Genomic DNA, 17,443 nt, shown 5'->3' on the forward strand with positions numbered 1-17,443 from the left:
CTCATCGATCGTACGCGCCGGCCGTGGCAGGTCAAAACACCGGCCGTTCAAGAAAGGTCCTGACAGCCGCCCATTCGCCGGGCGAGATGCCGCGGCGGGGATCCGGCGAGACCAGCATGATGCGGCGGCCCAGGATCCGCGCCCAGGCCTGGGCCTCCTGCTCGTAGTTGAGCTGGTCATCGATCCAGACCAGGGCATCAGCCCCGGACCTGACAAGGTCCTCCTGGATGGCTCGAAGCTTCCACCAGCCGGCCCCTGTTCCCCCGGATTCTGCCGCGAGGTAGGGCCAGTGCCCCGCATTGAGCCCGATGGCCGGGCACAGATATTGCGGGGCCATGTCCTCCCAGCTGGTGAGCCAGACGCACCGGACGCCGGGGAGACCGGCCAAACCGTTCAGCCCGTCGACCAGCTCACGTGCGTAGGCCACTTCGAGCAGCCCGGCGTTGGCGAGGCGCCAGGCGGAACCCCATGGCGTCCGGTCGGTTGCTCCGAACGGGCACACCACGCCGTCGACGTCCAGGTACAGAGTGACGTTCCGCACGGTTGCTCACCTCAGGTCAGCGGGCACTGACAGAGAGCCGGCCGTTAAACATAGGAGTGGCTGCACGCAATCAATCGTTGCATTGCGTGCCGCCACTCCTCAAGGACTGAAGACCTTAGACAGAGGCCGTGGACTTCACCGCATCCCGGAGGGCGGGGCTGCCCGGCTGGTCCTGGCCGTACAGCCAGTCGTTGTACTGGAAGTCATTGTCCTTCCGGCTCTTGAACAGCAGGTTGCGGAGTGTGCGGGCAAGGCCCGAGACGTGCCATGACTCGCCCCAGACGCGCGCGGTGCGCTGGACACGGGCCGTGCGGGCGGCACGGATGCTGTTGAATTCGGCGATGGCACCGTCCCAGGCTTCGGGGTTGACGCCATCCGCGGTGAAGACAGTTCCGTTGGTGGTGTCCTGCAGGACGGCTGCGTCCTCGAGGGCCTGGCACGCGCCCTGGGCCAGGTACTGCAGCATCGGGTGTGCGGCGTCGCCCATCAGCACCATGCGGCCGGCGACCCAGTTCTCGATCGGGTCGCGGTCGTACATGGGCCAACGGATGCCGGTGGCGAGGTTCTTGAGCGCTTCCTGAACAGCCGGGACGCAGTCCTTGTAGGCTGCTTCGAGCTCGTCGACTCCGCCGTACTGTTCCTCGCCGCGTTCGAATGAGGCTGACTTGAAGACCGCCACCGTGTTAAGCAGCTCACCCTTACGCAGCGGGTACTGCACGAGGTGGCAATCCGGGCCGAGGTAGACGATGACGTCTTCGAGGTCGGCCTTGGGCGTGTTTTCGGTGATCGGCACGGTGCCGCGGTAGGCAACGTACGCGGACGGAACCGGTTCGTCGCTGGCCACGAGCGGACGGAGGGTGGACTTGAGTCCGTCGGCGCCGATGACGACGTCGGCCTCGTAGTCCACACCGGCGGCGGTGTGTGCCACGCCGCGGCCGTTCACGGTTTCAACGCTCTCGACCATCACGTCGTTGACAAGCTTGACTCCGGCAGCCTCGCAGCCCTCGAGCAGGACCCGGTGCAGGTCGCTGCGGTGGATCACCACGTAGGGTGCGCCGTAGCGGTCCGCGAATTCGCCGTTCAGGGTCTGGCGCGTCAGTTCCTCGCCGGTGACGGCATCGCGGAAGACCAGGTGCTTGGGCTGCACACCGATTTCCAGTGCCTTTTCCAGCAGGCCCCAGCGCTGCAGGACGCGGGAGGCGTTGGGGGCCATCTGGAGGCCTGCGCCCACCTCGCCGAATTCGGGAGCCCGCTCTACGAGGGTGACGTTGGCGCCGTTTTCACGCAGCGCGAGGGCTCCGGCCAGTCCGGCCATTCCCCCTCCGATGACGAGGACATCGGTGGACGTGGCGTGCTCAGACATTGTGTACTCCTTCAGATATTTTTGACTTGAGTTTGAGGCCGACGGCGGCCAGCAGGACCGCGGCAATCGCGGCTGCACCGGCGAAGGCGAGGAAATTGGAATTGACGCCCAGCCCGGCAGCCAGCAGGAGGCCACCGACCTGGGGTGCTGCGACGGCGCCGATCCGGCCGGTGCCCAAGGCCCAGCCGAGCGCCGTCCCCCGGAGGTGACCGGGATAGTGGCTGGCGACAGCTGCGATGATGAGGCACTGCGTACCGTGGGTTCCCACGCCGGCGAGGACCAGCATGAAGTAGACGATGCCGACCGGCGGGCCGGTCACGAGGACCACCAGCGCTCCGGCGGCCACGGCGGCTGCGGCGATCGCGGTGGGGATCGGCCCGAACCGTGTCCCGGCCCAGGCGGTGATGACTGATCCGGCTACCGCCCCCAGGTTCAGCGCCAGGGCGAAGGTCAGGGCGGAGCCGAGGTTGTAGCCGGCAAGCTGCATGAGGTTGGGCAGCCAGGTTCCCAGCCCGTACCAGGCGAACAGTGTGGCAATGGTGGCAACAGCGAAAAGCACGCTGACACCCAGGTAGGGGGCGCGCAGCAGTGAGGAGAAACCGGAGGGTTCCTGGTCTGGATTGCCCTTACCGGCGGCTTTGCGTGCCGCCTTGGCCGCCTTGTCTGCGGCACTGACCGGGGCCAGCGTCTCGGGAAGGTATTTCAATCCCAGCGGCACCACGATCAGCAGGGCCAGAACGGCCACCAGGAACATGGATTCCCAGCCGAAGGCGGGGATGAGCTGAATGCCCACGAGGGCGGCGATGGATCCGCCAATCGGGACACCGGACATCATGAGGGTCGCGATGATGGACCGCCATTTTGCGGGGACCAGCTCTGCCACCAGGGCGTTCGCCGAAGGCACCAGGCCGCCGAGGCCGATGCCGGCAAGCAGGCGCAGGATCCCGAAGATGGCTGCGTTCGGAGCAAAGGCGCACAGGACGGTGAAGATGGAGAAAACGACGGCGCAGCCAAGGATGGTGCGGCGGCGGCCCCAGGAGTCCGCCATGCGGCCGGCGAAGATCGCTCCGATCATCATGCCCAGGAAGGCCATGGATCCGATGGTTCCGGCGGTGGCCTTTGTCAGGCCCCAGCCGGTTTCCGCGATCAGGGAGGACTGGACGGTGCCGTAGACAATGAGGTCGTAGCCATCGAAGACCACCAGCAGCCAGCAGACAAGGACGGCCGCAGCCGAGCCTTTGGTGAACCGCGACGCAGGCCCGTCAGCGGCAATTGGGGCAGTAGCCACCGGGGAGGACCGTTGCGGCACTGCAGCGGGAAGGTTGTGATTCATCCCACTACTGTCGTGGCGCCCCCGGATGAACCACAATAGAATTCTGACATGCAGAACTATTCCCCCTCCCCGGTGACGGGTTCCGTGCGCGCTCCCCGCAAAAAGCCTGTACAGAAGAGGCCCACGTATTCCATCGAGGCGGTGGACAACGCACTGCAGCTGCTGCAGATGCTGCGCGACGGCGGACCGCTGCGGCTGAAGGATGCAGCAGCGGAGCTGGGGGTGGCGCCGTCTACCGCACACCGCCTTCTGGCAATGCTGGTCTACAGGGGCTTTGCCGTTCAGGACGAAGCACGGCGCTATGTGCCCGGTCCCGCTATGGGCGTCGGTCCGGCCGGCCTCAGCTGGACCAGGCTGCTCCGATCGCTGGCCCAGCCGCATATGGAGCTGCTGTCCGCCCAGCTCAACGAGACGGTAAACCTGATGGTGCGGGTGGGAACGAAAGTGCGCTTCCTGGCCACGGTCGAAGGAAACAACGTCTTGCGGGTGGGTGACCGGCAGGGAACGGTGATGCCGGCGAACAAAACCTCGGGCGGCAAGGCCATGCTTGCCGAACTGGCGCCGAATATGATCGAGCAGCTCTTCCGCAGCAACAATGCAGAGATCGGCGGAGACACGATCCCCGCTGCCGAGTACCCGGCGTTTCTGCGTGAGCTGGAGTCCATCCGCAGCAACGGCTTCGCTGCCAATTTCGAAGGCACCGAAGAGGGAGTGAGTGCATTGGGCATCGCCCTGCACAACCGTCACGGGCATGTTGTGGGCGCGCTCAGCGTTGCCACCCCCGCGACAAGGTTCCGGAAGGTCTTCGATGCCGGACTGGTCGGTGCACTGCGGGAAACCAGCCGGCAGCTGGAGATCGATATCGCGGCCAATCCGGCTGATGCGGAATGAGCCCCCGCAGGAGAACAAGCCACTAATTCTGACCAGCAGAATATGTTGGGGGTCACACACTCAGGTCCGTAAAGTCGGACTACGCCGAAGTGCCGGTTTGAACCACAGAAATACTGTTTGACCTTGAAGGAGGCCGACGTGTCCATCAGCGCCGAGAACACGACCCATGAATCAGTGGCCGCGGGGCAGGCTCTTCCTGAGCCGACGCCCGAAGAGGCCGCCCAGCTCAAGGAGCTGTACCGGGATTTTGACCGTGAGAATCTGATCCCGTTGTGGACGCAGATCGGGGATCTGATGCCGATGGTGCCGTCGCCTAAGGCCGTGCCGCATGTGTGGCGCTGGAGCGACCTGTACCCGTTGGCTGCCCGTGCCGGCGACTTGGTTCCGGTGGGCCGTGGTGGGGAACGCCGGGCCATTGCCCTGGCGAACCCGGGCCTGGGCAACACCCCGTACGCTACCCCGACGTTGTGGGCTGCGATCCAGTACCTGGGTGCCCGTGAGACGGCCCCTGAGCACCGCCATTCCCAGAACGCGTTCCGGTTCGTGGTCGAGGGCGAGGGCGTCTGGACCGTGGTGAACGGGGATCCGGTCCGGATGTCGCGCGGTGATTTCCTGCTGACTCCGGGCTGGAACTTCCACGGTCACCACAACGATACTGATGAGCCGATGGCCTGGATCGACGGCCTGGACATCCCGTTCGTGCATTACGCTGACGCCGGGTTCTTCGAGTTCGGCACCGAGCGCGTCACGGACGAGGCCACCCCTCACATCTCCCGCTCCGAGCGGCTCTGGGCCCACCCGGGCCTGCGTCCGCTTTCGGGCCTGGATGACACCACCAGCTCACCCATCGCGGCGTACCGGTGGGAATACACCGACCGGGCCCTGACCGAGCAGCTGCTCCTGGAGGACGAGGGCCACCCGGCCACTGTTTCCCAGGGCCACGCGGCCGTGCGCTTCACCAACCCCACCACCGGCGGGGACGTGATGCCCACCATCCGGGCCGAATTCCACCGTTTCCGTGACGGCGCCGCCACCGAGCCCGTCCGTGAGGTCGGCTCCAGCGTCTGGCAGGTCTTCGAAGGCCGCGGCAGCGTGGTGCTGAACGGCGAAACCCGGAACCTTGAAAAGGGCGACCTGTTCGTGGTCCCGTCCTGGGCCGAGTGGTCCCTGCAGGCCGAGACCGGGTTTGACCTGTTCCGCTTCAGCGACGCCCCCATTTTTGAACGGCTGAACTTTAACCGCACCTACACCGAAGGACGCAAGAACGCATGAGACTCCTCACCCTCCGCACTGCCGAAGGCACCAAGGCTGTCCGCCAGGACGGCGATACGCTTACCGAAATCGAAGGTTTCTCCGACGTCGGAGCCCTCCTGAAGAACCCCTCCTGGGAGTCCATCGCCGCCGCTGCCGCAGGCGCCACCCACCCGCTCGAGGGCGCAGACCTGGACGCTGTTGTTCCGGCGCCGGGCAAGATCATCTGCGTGGGCCACAACTACCGCAACCACATCAAGGAAATGGGCCGGGAAGTCCCCGAGTACCCCACCCTGTTCGCCAAGTACGCCGAATCCCTGATCGGGCCCAACGATGACCTGGCCCTCCCCCAGGAATCGGACACCGTGGACTGGGAATCCGAACTCGCCGTCGTCATCGGCAAGACCGGCCGCCGGATCTCCGAAGCCGACGCCCCCGCCCACATCGCCGGTTACGCCGTCCTGAACGACGTGTCCATGCGCGACTACCAGTTCCGCACCATCCAGTGGCTCCAGGGCAAGACCTGGGAAAAGTCGACCCCGTTCGGACCGGCCCTGGTGACCAGGGACGAGTTCACCGGCGGCCTCATGACCACCGCCGTCGACGGTGAGGTCCAGCAGTCCACGCCCACCAACGACGTCGTGTTCACCCCGGAATTCCTGGTCTCCTACATCTCCACCATCATCACGCTGAACCCGGGCGATGTCATCGCCACCGGCACCCCGGGAGGTGTGGGCCACGCCCAGGATCCCAAGCGCTACCTCCAGGAAGGCCAGCTCCTGGTCACCACCATCGAAGGCCTCGGCCAGCTGAACAACCGCGTGGTCAAGGAGTCCTGATGGTCGCACGCCACGACCAAACGACGGACCCGCAGCTGCTCAAATCGCTGCTGCAGGCCCGCCGCGGGACCGCGTTCTTCGCCCGCAAGCTCAACGAGCTCTCCGACGAGGACCTCGACGGGCCCTCGTTACTGCCGGGCTGGACCCGCCGCCACGTGACGGCGCACATCGGCTACAACGCGCGGGCCATCGCACGGCTCATTGAGTGGGCGGCCACCGGGGTGGAAACGCCCATGTATGCCTCCACGGAGGTCAGGGACCACGAGATCAATTTCGGGGCCACCCTGCCGCCGATTGCGCTGCGGCACCTCTTTGACCACTCAGCGGTGCACCTGAACGTCGAATGGCGCGACCTGCCAGCCGACGCCTGGCACCACAAGGTCAAGACCGCCCAGGGCCGGACCGTACCGGCCGAGGAAACCGTGTGGATGCGGACCCGGGAAGTCTGGACCCACGCCGTGGACCTCGACAACGGAGCCACCTTCTCCGATATCCCGGACCCGGTCCTGGCCCGCCTGCTCAAGGACATCACCTCCGCCTGGGCAACCCGCGGCACAGACACCGGGTTGCAGGTGTTGGTCACGGACCAGCAGATGGAGGAGTTCGGCGACGCGGGCGCAGATACGCCGGTGGTGATCACCGGCCCACTCGCCGGCGTGGTCCGCTGGGCGACCGGCCGCGGCACCCACGCCGTCACGGCAACCCAGGACGGGGCAGCACTGGGCACCGTCCCCGCAGCCCCGAAATGGATCTGATCCGCAGCCACTGATCCGGACTCGGCCGGCCATGGCCTGTCCGACAGGGCTGCCTGACAGGGAAGACCACCTCGACCGGGGTGGTCTTCCCTGTTTGGTTGTCCCCGGTTAGCCTCGGACCATGGACCAGGAAGCCTTACGGCCCGCCATCGCCTGGTTGGCAACATCCCCGGAGCCGGCAGTGCGCAGGGCGGTTCAACGGGAGTTCCTTGGCCAACCATGGTCCGGCGGCTCCGTAACCGGCGGCAGAACTGTTTCCACGCTGCTCGCCGGCCAACTGCCCGATGGCAGTTTCGGCGTCCACCCTTACCGGAAATGGACCGGCGCGCATTGGCGGCTCGTCTCCCTCGTGGACTTGGGCATCACCGAAACAGACGCACCTGCCATGCTGCAGGCCGCGGGCACGGTGCTTGACTGGCTGCACAGCGACCACCACCGCAGCCAGATCCGGACCATCGACGGCCTGACCCGCCGCTGCGCATCCCAGGAAGGCAATGCCCTCTACGTCTGCAGCCGGCTCGGGATGCAGGCAGATCCGCGGGTGATCCGGCTCGCCCACGACCTGACGGAGTGGCAGTGGCCCGACGGCGGCTGGAACTGTGATCTGAACGCGAGCGGCCGCCGCTCCTCGTTCCATGAGACGCTGCCGGCCGCCAAAGGACTTTACGAATTCTGGAAGGCCGGCGGGGATCCGGCCGCCCGGACCGGGGCGGAGCGGGCGGCCGGATTGTTCCTTGATCACCGGCTGTTCAAATCCCGCTCGACCGGCCGGACCATCGACCCGCTCTGGCTAAAGCTCCGCTACCCGGAATTCTGGCACTACGGCATTTTGCCGGCACTGCTTCTGCTGGCCCGGATGGGGCTGATCAATGATCCGCGTGCCGCGGAGGCACGGGCAGCAGTGCGCGGAAAGATGCTGCCCGACGGCGGGTGGCCGGCGGAGGGCGCATGGTGGCACCCGCCGTCGTCCGCCAGCCAGGCCGAGGCGGCAGATTGGGGCCGCACCGGTCCCAACCAGTTCGTGACGCTGAGCGCCCTTCGTATCCTCAGCGCCGAAGGTCCGGTGGCGGGGAGAACGGATCGAGCCAGCGGTTTCTAGGGGGTGGGGGCCGCGTGGGCAGGGTTGTTGACGTTGACCAGCCAGGCGGTCCCGAACCGGTCGGTGCACATACCGAAGACGTCGCCCCACGGTGCCTTCTCCAACGGTACCGTGACCGTGCCGCCGTCGCCCGAGAGCTTGTCCCAGTAGCCGCGCAGCTCCGTTTCGTCGTCACCGCTCAGCGAGATCGAGATTGAGCTGCCTGCCGTGGTTTCCATGGAATTGGGAGTGTCAGACCCCATGAGGACCAGGCCCTTGGGGGACGTCAGCATGCCGTGCATGATCTTGTCTGCTTCGGCCGGATCTTCGCTGGCCTGGAATTCTCCGAAGGTGCTCAGTGCCAGTTCGCCGCCGAACACGGACTGGTAGAAAGTCAACGCCTCCCGGGCATTGTCGCGGAAACCAAGGTAGGGGTTGAGCGTCGTTGGCATGGCCGGTTCTCCTTGCGGTTCTGAACGGAATCGGAATGGAACAGTCAACATCCTGCCCCAATCCGTCCGCCCTCGATAGGGGTTTGGCCGTAGGCTCAGGGAATGGCCAGATATTTTGATGTTCATCCCGAGGATCCCCAGCCGCGCGCCATCTCGCAGGCAGTGCGCATAGTGCTTGACGGCGGCCTGATCGCCTACCCCACCGATTCCTGTTACGCGCTCGGGGCGCAGATGGGAAACAAAGACGCCTTGGACCGGATCCGGAGTATCCGCCAATTAGACAACAAACACCACTTCACTCTTGTGTGCAAGGACTTCGCCCAGCTGGGCCAGTTCGTGAATATCGGCAATGATGTGTTCCGCAGCATCAAGGCCGTCACGCCCGGAAGCTACACGTTCATCCTGCCGGCCACCAAGGAGGTTCCGCGCAGGCTGCTGCACCCGAAGAAGAAAACAGTGGGCGTCCGCATCCCTGACAACCGTGTGGTGCAGGCATTGTTGGCCGAGCTTGGTGAACCGTTGCTGTCCAGCACGCTGCTTCTCCCGGACGAGGAGGACCCGCTGACGCAGGGGTGGGAAATCAAGGAACGGCTGGACCATGTGGTGGACGCCGTTATTGATTCGGGCGACTGCGGGGCAGAGCCCACCACCGTCATCGACTTTTCTTCCGGAGTCGCCGAGGTGGTCCGGCGCGGCACCGGGGATCCGTCCCGTTTCGAATAGACGGGGCCCAAACGGCGAGGGGGTGAAGCAGCCTCAGTCCTGCTTCCGGGCCCTGCTGGGCTGGACGCGGGAGGGCTCTCCGGGCATCTTTGGATAGTCCGGTGGGAAAGGCAGCTCCCCCAGCCCTGCCTTAAGGTCCCGTTCCCACCACTCCAGCAGCACGTCAATGGTGCCGCCCGGTGTGGCGTTCATGTCCGCCCAGGGGTCGCCGACAGTCTTGAGCCGTTCCGGGACCGTGAGGATGGTGAAGTTTTTCGGATCCGCGCTGCCCAGCTCGTCCCAGGTGATGGGGCAGGACACGGGCGCATGGGCCAGGGCCCGTGGGCTGTAGGCGCCGGCGATGGTCCTGTCGCGGTTGGCCTGGTTGAAATCCAGGAAAACACGCTCTCCCCGTTCCTCCTTCCACCAGGCTGTGGTGACCTTCTCCGGCATCCGCCGCTCCAGCTCGCGGGCAGCAGCGATCACGGCGTGGCGGACATCCAGGAACTCACGGGTGGGTCCGATCGGCGCATAGACGTGCAGCCCGCGGTTTCCCGAGGTCTTGATGAAGCAATCCAGGCCCGCCTCCGCCAGCACGTCCTTCAGGGCAAGTGCAGCGGGGACGGCGTCGTCGAAGTCGGTGCCCGGCTGGGGATCCAGATCGATCCTGAGCTGGTCCGGGTTGTCGGTGTTCCCTGCCCTGGACGGCCAGGGGTGGAAAACCACGGTGTTCATCTGCACGGCCCAGACGGCGGCGGCCGGTTCGTCAAGGACCAGCATCGGATGCGAGCGTGCGCTGGGAAAGACCACCTTCACCGACCGGACGAACTCCGGGGTTCCCCTGGGCGGGTTCTTGGAGAAGAACTGTTCGCCGTCGATGGTGTCGGAGTAGCGTTGCAGGGCGACCGGCCGGTCTCCGTTAGCGGCGATGAATGCCTCGCCGACGTCCACCATGTACTTGGCCAGGTCCAGTTTGGTCAGGCCGAGTTCCGGCCACATGACACGGCTGGGGCTGGAAATGCGCATTTCGCGCTCGCCGTGGGGACCCGGGACAGTGAGGGTGGTCTGTTCGCTCGCCATGGGGACAACCTACCCCGCCACGATCGCGCAGTCAGCACTTTGGCCGCCGTGCCGGGCAGCCATCCGGCATCATGGACGTATGCCCGTTGTTGAAACGCCCGTCACCATTGCCGTCGGCGATCTTGAGGTCTCGGGCGTGTACGCCCGCCCGGAGAGCCCGTTTGCCACCGTTGTTGTGGCCCATGGCGCCGGTGCGGGCATGGAACACCCGTTTATGGCCGGTTTCACCGGCGCGCTTAACGACGACGGCGTTGCCACCTTGCGCTTCAACTTCCCCTACCGTGAAGCCGGCAGGAAGTTCCCGGACCGGCCTCCGGCCGCCATCGCCACTTGGCGCGCCGCCATGGAGGTGGCGTCCCGCGAGGGGTCAGCGCATGGGGACAGCGGCCCGGTATGGGCGGCCGGCAAGTCTTTCGGCGGCCGGATGGCGTCCATGGCGGTAGCGGAGGGGATGGAAGCCGCAGGCCTGATCTACCTTGGCTACCCCCTCCACCCGCCCGGAAAGCCGGAAAAGCTTCGCGATGAGCACCTGTACGGTCTCAGCGTTCCCATGCTGTTCCTCCAGGGGACGAAGGACACATTCGCCACCCGGGACCTCCTGGAGGGTGTTGTCTCCCGCATCCCGTCGGCGGTCCTCACATGGATCGACGGCGGAGACCATTCGTTTGCCGTGGCAGGAAACAAACGCAGCGCCGCCGGGATCGGTGCTTCACTGGCCCCCGCCGTCGTGGACTTTATCAAGAGCCGCGCCTGACCTCCGCCTCTCCCGCAGCTGGGCGTGACACCGATGCCAACCGCGCCAGATCCACTCGGTTGGCGGCACCGGTCTTCCGCAACAGGTTCGAGATATGCGAACTGACGGTCTTCTCGCTGATTGTCAGGCCCCTGGCAATTTCGCCATAGGTCCGGCCAGCCACCACGTATTCCAAAATGTCCTGCTCCCGTGGCGTAAGCCCCGGCAGCGTGATGCCGGCCCTCTTGGCACCAGTATCAACCGATGCCAGGGGAATCCTCGCCTGGGAGGCCAGGGATTCGAGCGCCGCCTGAATCGGAACAGCCCCGAGTTCGTCGGCCAGCGAGAGCCCACGGCGAAGGATCTCAGCTGTCCGGCGCCCCCGGTGGTGGCCCCGGAGAAGCAGCGCTTCCACAGCACGCCTGCAGGCATAAGCCTCCTCCCAAAGCAGGCACCCATCCCGGCAGGCGTCGGCTGTCATGGCCCATTGGGTTGCATTGCCTGGCTCGTTCCGGATCCGCCCCAGCTCTGCGGCGTAGAGGGCGTTGAACGCCGCCACCTGCCGGTCGTACAGCAGTGCATGGCCAACCCTTTCGTGAAGGACAGTGGGGAATTGCTCCTCAAGCTCCCTGGCCGCTGCCACAAGGGCTTCACGAGGCTTCCCTTTGTCCTTGGCGCGCTGGCTCTGGTCAGCGAGCGCGCGGGCTGCGATAGGAAGCAGCCACTCACACATGGTGGGAGGGGGCCCGGGGCTGGTGGCACCAGCCATTGCCGCAGTAAAGGCAAGTTCAGGCCGCCCGGCTGCCACATGCACTTCCGCCCGAGTGGCGTCGAAGGTGAGGTTGAGATAGCCGGAGTTTTCCCGGTACAGCTCATCGGCGCGTGCAAGGTGGACTGCGGCCTCGTCATGCCGGCCTTGGAGCTGGGCCAACCTGGCGGCTGTGAGCCGGGCATCCACGTCCCCCATCGGGCCCGGATCAAGGCGAATAGCAATCCGCAAGGCTGCACGGCATTTCCGCCACGCGCCGACAGCCAGGAAACTGGCAGCTTCTGTGGCAGCAATTTTGGCGATATAGGTGTGCGGTGCTCCGTGTTCCATCATTTCCTGCCTCGCCCGGCGCAGGAGGCCTGCATATTCTTCACTTGTCCACGGGAACCGGGCATTGCCCATCCAGTACGTGGCATGCACATAGGCCCAGAAGTCATGGGCCCGGAGCGCTTCCTCCGCTCCTTCGGTCGCCAAGTCAACGGATTCGGGGAACCGGTCGGCTCTGTTTGCCACCATGGCGGCTGCGGTCAGCGCATAGGTCAGCGCCTGGTGATTTCCCGCCTCACGCGCCAGGGCAAGCGCTTGGCAGGACAGAATGTCAGCGCCCTGCTCGCTATGCCACATGCTGGCGTGGGCCAGCTCGGCCAGGGCCAAGGCATGCTGCCAGCTGTCAGGGGCCACTGTGGAGAGCCGCACCGCCTCGCGGATGTCAGCCAGCGGAAAGAAGGCACGTCCGGTGGACATCTGGAGATGCATCCGGCGCACCATCAGGTGGGATACTTCCAGAGGTTCCGCAGAGGCGTCGATAGTGGCCAGCAACGCATCGATCGCTTCGAGTTCCGTCTGCATTGCCCCGGCCTCCCTCGCGGCCTCACGGACCCTTCCCCACAGGTCCCGCGGCCGCTCAGGGGCGTCCGGCAGTGCGGCCCGGAGGTGCACAGCACGTCGCAGGAGCCGGAGTGTTTCGCTCAGGGCGCCCTCCTCCTCTGCCAGCTCGGCGGCCTTCACCGCCCACCGGTAAGCATCGGCCGGATGGCCGGCCTCATAGTGGTGATCGGCCAGGGCAACAGCGTCACCGGCTATAAGCTGAGCGTCGCCGTCGGGCTTTCGTTCGTAACCCGCCGCAAAAGCCGCATGCAACCGCCGCCTTTCGCCCGCGTCCAGGCCCTGCCACAGTGCCTCGGCGATGATGGGGTGGTGGAACCAGTATTTTCCATCGGAAGCGAGGTCCAGCAGGCCGGCTTCCACTGCAGATTCAAGCGATTCGAGGGCGCTCTCAGGCCCGATTGCCCCGCCGGCAACCGCCCGCAGTTCCTCGGCTACGGCCGCTCTCCCGCCTAGTGCCATGATCTGGGTGAGCTGCCGGGCTTCAGGTGGCAATCCGCGCCACGAGCGCAGGACCGCAGACTTCAGGTCGGGCGGGAATCCTGTGGGCAGATGACGGGTTCCGGCGGTCAGCCGCTCGACCAGCAGCAGGTTGAGGTACGGATTTCCCGCCGACCGGGCGAAGACTTCATTGACCAGTGACTGATGTGGTGGAGCTCCCAGAAGCCCATGCAGTTGGGCTTCGGTGTCCGGCCGGTCCAACGGCCCGAGCCGCTCTATGTTGACCCGGGGCAGCCGCCGGACGTCGGTGAGCCACTGGTGCAACGCACCTCCCGCGCGGACTTCATCGCTGCGCACGGTCCCGATGACGCCCAGACTTCTTTCACTGGGGCCCGCCAGGACATACATCAGGGCGTCGAGGGTGCTTTGGTCCGCCCAGTGGAGGTCGTCGAGGACGAGTATCACCGGTCCGCGCCGGCACTGCGCGGTGAACCATTCATCAATGTCGACCACAACGTCCGGCCGGGCGTCACCGGTGAGGTGCGGCACGGGAAGCTCCAGGCGGGTGCTGGCTGAAGCCGCCCGGAACGCTGATCCCAGCGCCAGGAACGGAACCTCCACCGTGGCCAGGGGAAGCGCCCGGCCACTAAGAATAAGCGCGTCCTGCGGCACCGACTCACAGGCCCGGCCCACGAGCGCTGTCTTGCCGACGCCGGCGTCCCCGGAGACAATCAGCGTCCCGCCCGTGCCCGCAAAGACGCTGTTGATCATCCCGACCACTCGAGCCAGGTCCGCTTCCCGGCCTACAAGTTCCGGTCCCACGGCGTCCGAAGGTTTCGCCACAAATCCAGCTTGCCACCCCCGGAATCAATGGGTACAGACCTGAGGGTGAAGCGCCTGGATTTAAGGGGGAATGCCTGATGCGCGGGCACGTGCTGCCGACCGACAGTGAAGTTGCCAAACAAAAAACTCTCCCGAAGGAACTTGCCATGTCCAGGTCATTCATACCGTCGCACCGGCCAGGACTTCTCCGGTTGCTCTTCGTTCTCGCCTTCGCGCCCGCAGCCAGCGCGGGCGCCGCAAGCGGCGATCCCACCCTGGTCCCCTACGAGGGACCCAGCTTTGAAAACTGCCTGCTGACCAGGATCGAAACGCAACTGGTCCGCTGCGACAACCTCACCGGAGCCGGGGTATCAGCGCCATTCTGGATCCCTGAGCAGTAAGGCGCGCGGCCGGCTACGCGGCGTCGTCGTGCCACCAGCCTTCCCAGGCGGCGGAGGTCAGCTGTCCGTTGGGGAAGCCGGTCTTACCGTTCCCGCCAATGTGCGCATGGCTGTCGTCGCTCCGGCGGGCGTCCAGCAAGAGGTTCAGGCTACTCAAAAGCAACATTGTTGCGTCCTTTCGTGTTCGGGGTCTGGACCACATCGTCCAAGTAGTCACGAGCCTAACCGCGGCATGTTTCGTTGCGTCGACGCAACGTTTCGGCCAGGTATCGGAGATCTCACACGGGCCGATTCCCCTGATGACCCGGACGCTCATCACATCCGGGCTTTGGTCCGTGCAGTCGGCTTGGCGGTCCAGGGGTCCTCGGGCCAGGGGTGCCTGGGGTAGCGGCCGCGCATCTCGGCGCGCACCTGGGCATAGGGCCCGGACCAGAAGGACGCCAGGTCATCCGTCACGGCAAGCGGGCGCCTGGCCGGTGAGAGCAGGTGGAAGAGTACCGGCACACGCCCGTCAACCAGCCGCGGCGTCTCTGCCCAGCCAAAACACTCCTGCAGCTTGACCGCGACAACCGGCCGCCCGGCGGCATTGGCGGGGGCGTTCTCTTCCCCGGTGGACTGTGCCGCCGCATATTCGGACAAGGCGGGGTATTCAATCTTCACCTTGGACCCGCTGGGCACTTCCAGCGCTTCCGGGGCAAGTTCCGCCAGCCGGGTTGCCTCCGGCCAGGGCAGGAGCCGGCGCAGCGGATCGGTGAGGTCGATGCCGCTGGTGGCCGCTCCTCCGGCAAGGGCCTCGAGCTCCGGGCCGAGCCACAGGTCCAGCCGGGCGAGCAATGCGTGCTCGGAAACGTCAGGCCAGGGCTCCCCCAGTTCGCGGTGCAGGAGGGCAAGGCGGCGGCGCAATGCGTCCGCCGCACCCGAGAACCCGATGGTTTCCAGGCCCTCGGCCGCCAGGGCCCGGGCCACCGCGGCGCGGCCTTCCGCAGGAGAAGGCTTGACGGGTGTGGAGGACAGGCCGATTGCCCCCAGTCTTCGTTCCCGCCTCGCGGTGACCCGGCCCTGGCTGAACGTCGCCACCACGGTGTCTGTCAGGAGTTGCTGCGCTGCCGCCATGGCGGTCTCGGCCGAAAGCGGCGCAGCGGAACGGATCACGGCGCCGGTGCCGGCCGCATCCCGGCCACCGGCGCGCGATACCTCGGCCACCGCCAGCCAGTCATGTCCGGACAGGGAGCTTCCCGCGGGCAGGCCTGCGCGCGTCCCGGACGACAAGAGATACCGTGCGGATCCCTCCCCCGGTACACGCCGTGCCACCCGGTCCGGGAACGCCAAGGCGACGACAACGCCCACTGTTTCCGCCGCGGGCACGGTTCCGGTGAGGATGGGACTGCCGACGGCGGCCGCCTCCTTCCGCGCGATCGCCTCCAGCCGGCGGACGTCCTCTGCCCAGCGCCGGGTAGCCGGCTCCCTGCCGCCGCGCAGCACAGCCAGCAGACGCGTCAGATCGGCCCCCGGAGCGCGCTGGTCCCCGGATACGAGGGCCACAGCCTCCGCAGCCTGGTGCTGTCCCACGGCCGCTGCGCCGTCCAGCAATGCCCGTGCCAGCCGGGGATCGGCGGGGACCCTGGCCAGGGTCCTGCCCAAGGCGGTGGCGTGCCCGTTCCCTGCCACGGCACCCAGTTCCCGCAGCACCTCGATGGCCTCCTCCATCGCGGCAGGCGGAGGTGCATCAGGAAGAGCCAGCCCCTGGCCGCCGGGCGAGCCCCAGCAGGCCAGCAACAGAGCGGCGCCTGTGAGGTCCGCAACGGCGATCTCCGGAGTCACATGGGCGGGAGCCGCGCCGTAGGTGCGCTGGTCATAGCAGCGGACCACCCGACCCGGCCCCTGCCGGGCGGCGCGCCCGGCACGCTGTTCCGCGGACGCCCGCGAACAGGAGACGGTCACCAGGCCGGACATGCCGCGGTTGGCGTCCCGGCGGGGTTCACGGGTCAGCCCGGAGTCGATGACCAGGCGCACGCCCGGGACTGTGAGCGATGATTCGGCGAGGTCCGTGGACACGATGATCCGTGCCGGCCCGCCGGCACGGCGCCCCGATACAGCGAGGTCCTGTTCGGCGGGGCTGACCTGGCCATGGAGTTCCAGCACCTCCGTCCCGGCGGAGGCCCGTCCCCGGAGGCGGGATGCCACGTAGGAAACTTCCCACGCACCCGGGACGAACACGAGGGCGTCAACCGTTGCATCCTGTTGCACCGCAGCGGCGTGTGCCTGCGCGGCTGAGTCTGCAACATGGTCAAGGAACCCCCGTGTCACCCCACGTTCATCCAGCCGGCCAACGGCGGCAGGCACCCATTCGACTGTCAGGGGGTACAGCGCGGACGGGCAGTCGACGACGGGAGCCGGACGGGCGCCGTCGTCCGCTGGCGCCAGCGTCTCTTCCTCCCGGTCCGCGGCCTTCCCGATCAGTGCCGCAAAGCGGGGCGCATCGAGCGTGGCGGACATCGCCACGAGCATGAGGTCCCCGCGCAGCTGACGTACTTCGGCGAGCATCCCCAGCAGGAGGTCAGTCTCCAGGCCGCGCTCGTGGACCTCGTCAAGGATGACCGCTCCCGTGGTCTCCAACCCGGGGTCATCCAGCAGGCGCCGCAGCAGGATCCCCGGCGTGACGAACTCCACCAGGGTGCCGGGCCCCGCCTCACGTTCCCCGCGGACCGTGTAGCCGACACGGTCCCCCAGCTTGCTGCCGTCCAGGGCGGCCAGGCGGCGGGCCGCTGCGCGGGCGGCAACGCGGCGGGGCTGCGTCACCACCACCCGGCCGGACCCCGGGTTCCGCGCGGCCAGGTTGGCGAGCAGCGGCGGGACCAGCGTGGTTTTCCCCGTGCCCGGCGGTGCCTGGACCACCGCCGTCCCGGCAGTGCCACCGGCGCGCAGGGCCGATGCCAGGTCCCTGAGTGACTGCGCAAAGGCGAGGCCGGCCCCGATGGCGGCCAGGTCAAAAACGTCAGTGCCCACGGCGCCCTCAGGAGCGGCGGAGTTGGTTGGGGGTCTCACCAACCCATTGTCGCCGCAATCGCCCCGGGTGGTGAGCACGGCCCGGCGCCATAGGTCAGACT

At 66.8% G+C, this 17,443-nt stretch carries 16 protein-coding genes; 8 read left to right on the forward strand and 8 right to left on the reverse strand.

All coding sequences use genetic code 11. From position 1 onward, the window contains the following. Nucleotides 1-31: 31 nt before the first annotated feature. The 3 genes from AC1MCA_RS20805 to AC1MCA_RS20815 form a co-directional block, all read right to left on the reverse strand. A complete protein-coding gene (locus tag AC1MCA_RS20805) occupies nucleotides 32-541 on the reverse strand; it encodes an HAD domain-containing protein (protein ID WP_479800220.1) in 510 nt (169 codons plus the stop codon). 115 nt (nucleotides 542-656) lie between these two features. Next, nucleotides 657-1,904 carry an FAD-dependent oxidoreductase gene (locus AC1MCA_RS20810; protein WP_479800221.1) on the reverse strand — a complete coding sequence of 416 codons (1,248 nt, stop codon included), beginning with the start codon at nucleotides 1,902-1,904 and terminating at the stop codon, nucleotides 657-659. Then, nucleotides 1,897-3,237: an MFS transporter gene (locus tag AC1MCA_RS20815; protein ID WP_479800222.1), complete on the reverse strand. Its 1,341-nt coding sequence runs from the start codon at nucleotides 3,235-3,237 to the stop codon at nucleotides 1,897-1,899. Before AC1MCA_RS20815 ends, AC1MCA_RS20810 begins: the two co-directional genes overlap by 8 nt. A 48-nt stretch (nucleotides 3,238-3,285) precedes the next feature. Between AC1MCA_RS20815 and AC1MCA_RS20820 the strand changes: the two genes are divergently transcribed. From AC1MCA_RS20820 to AC1MCA_RS20840, 5 genes are all read left to right on the forward strand, one after another. After that, nucleotides 3,286-4,128: an IclR family transcriptional regulator gene (locus AC1MCA_RS20820; RefSeq protein ID WP_479800223.1), complete on the forward strand. Its 843-nt coding sequence runs from the start codon at nucleotides 3,286-3,288 to the stop codon at nucleotides 4,126-4,128. Nucleotides 4,129-4,266: 138 nt separating this feature from the next. Further along, on the forward strand, nucleotides 4,267-5,400 hold the full coding sequence (locus AC1MCA_RS20825) for a cupin domain-containing protein (protein ID WP_479800224.1): 1,134 nt from the start codon (nucleotides 4,267-4,269) through the stop codon (nucleotides 5,398-5,400). Then, the gene (locus AC1MCA_RS20830; RefSeq protein ID WP_479800225.1) at nucleotides 5,397-6,218 is read left to right on the forward strand and encodes a fumarylacetoacetate hydrolase family protein; all 822 of its coding nucleotides are present in this window, start codon (nucleotides 5,397-5,399) and stop codon (nucleotides 6,216-6,218) included. Before AC1MCA_RS20825 ends, AC1MCA_RS20830 begins: the two co-directional genes overlap by 4 nt. Continuing rightward, the gene (locus AC1MCA_RS20835) at nucleotides 6,218-6,973 is read left to right on the forward strand and encodes a maleylpyruvate isomerase family mycothiol-dependent enzyme (RefSeq protein WP_479800226.1); all 756 of its coding nucleotides are present in this window, start codon (nucleotides 6,218-6,220) and stop codon (nucleotides 6,971-6,973) included. The genes AC1MCA_RS20830 and AC1MCA_RS20835 overlap by 1 nt, the downstream gene beginning before the upstream one ends. 121 nt (nucleotides 6,974-7,094) lie before the next feature. Next, nucleotides 7,095-8,072: a hypothetical protein gene (locus tag AC1MCA_RS20840; RefSeq protein WP_479800227.1), complete on the forward strand. Its 978-nt coding sequence runs from the start codon at nucleotides 7,095-7,097 to the stop codon at nucleotides 8,070-8,072. On the opposite strand, the gene AC1MCA_RS20845 is transcribed toward AC1MCA_RS20840, so the two are convergent. After that, the gene (locus AC1MCA_RS20845; protein ID WP_479800228.1) at nucleotides 8,069-8,503 is read right to left on the reverse strand and encodes a VOC family protein; all 435 of its coding nucleotides are present in this window, start codon (nucleotides 8,501-8,503) and stop codon (nucleotides 8,069-8,071) included. The two genes, AC1MCA_RS20840 and AC1MCA_RS20845, sit on opposite strands and share 4 nt — an antisense overlap. A gap of 102 nt (nucleotides 8,504-8,605) precedes the next feature. Here AC1MCA_RS20845 and AC1MCA_RS20850 point away from each other — a divergent pair, with 102 nt between their 5' ends. Next, complete coding sequence (locus tag AC1MCA_RS20850; RefSeq protein ID WP_108598424.1) at nucleotides 8,606-9,226, forward strand: L-threonylcarbamoyladenylate synthase; 621 nt, start codon at nucleotides 8,606-8,608, stop codon at nucleotides 9,224-9,226. 33 nt (nucleotides 9,227-9,259) lie between these two features. Here AC1MCA_RS20850 and ligD read toward each other — a convergent pair whose 3' ends face one another. After that, entirely contained in the window at nucleotides 9,260-10,285 is a 1,026-nt protein-coding gene (gene ligD, locus AC1MCA_RS20855) for a non-homologous end-joining DNA ligase (RefSeq protein WP_479800229.1), read from the reverse strand. A gap of 79 nt (nucleotides 10,286-10,364) precedes the next feature. Between ligD and AC1MCA_RS20860 the strand changes: the two genes are divergently transcribed. Continuing rightward, complete coding sequence (locus tag AC1MCA_RS20860; protein WP_479800230.1) at nucleotides 10,365-11,039, forward strand: alpha/beta hydrolase family protein; 675 nt, start codon at nucleotides 10,365-10,367, stop codon at nucleotides 11,037-11,039. Here the strand turns inward: AC1MCA_RS20860 and AC1MCA_RS20865 are convergent. Continuing rightward, on the reverse strand, nucleotides 11,023-13,956 hold the full coding sequence (locus AC1MCA_RS20865) for a helix-turn-helix transcriptional regulator (protein WP_479800231.1): 2,934 nt from the start codon (nucleotides 13,954-13,956) through the stop codon (nucleotides 11,023-11,025). The two genes, AC1MCA_RS20860 and AC1MCA_RS20865, sit on opposite strands and share 17 nt — an antisense overlap. A gap of 146 nt (nucleotides 13,957-14,102) precedes the next feature. On the opposite strand from AC1MCA_RS20865, the gene AC1MCA_RS20870 reads away from it, so the two are divergent. Then, complete coding sequence (locus AC1MCA_RS20870) at nucleotides 14,103-14,336, forward strand: hypothetical protein (protein WP_479800232.1); 234 nt, start codon at nucleotides 14,103-14,105, stop codon at nucleotides 14,334-14,336. A 13-nt stretch (nucleotides 14,337-14,349) separates the two neighbouring features. On the opposite strand, the gene AC1MCA_RS20875 is transcribed toward AC1MCA_RS20870, so the two are convergent. Then, on the reverse strand, nucleotides 14,350-14,502 hold the full coding sequence (locus AC1MCA_RS20875; protein WP_181365152.1) for a hypothetical protein: 153 nt from the start codon (nucleotides 14,500-14,502) through the stop codon (nucleotides 14,350-14,352). A gap of 149 nt (nucleotides 14,503-14,651) precedes the next feature. Then, on the reverse strand, nucleotides 14,652-17,381 hold the full coding sequence (gene hrpB, locus AC1MCA_RS20880) for an ATP-dependent helicase HrpB (RefSeq protein ID WP_479800233.1): 2,730 nt from the start codon (nucleotides 17,379-17,381) through the stop codon (nucleotides 14,652-14,654). Nucleotides 17,382-17,443: the final 62 nt, after the last annotated feature.

The organism is Arthrobacter sp. BK1, from assembly GCF_056680055.1.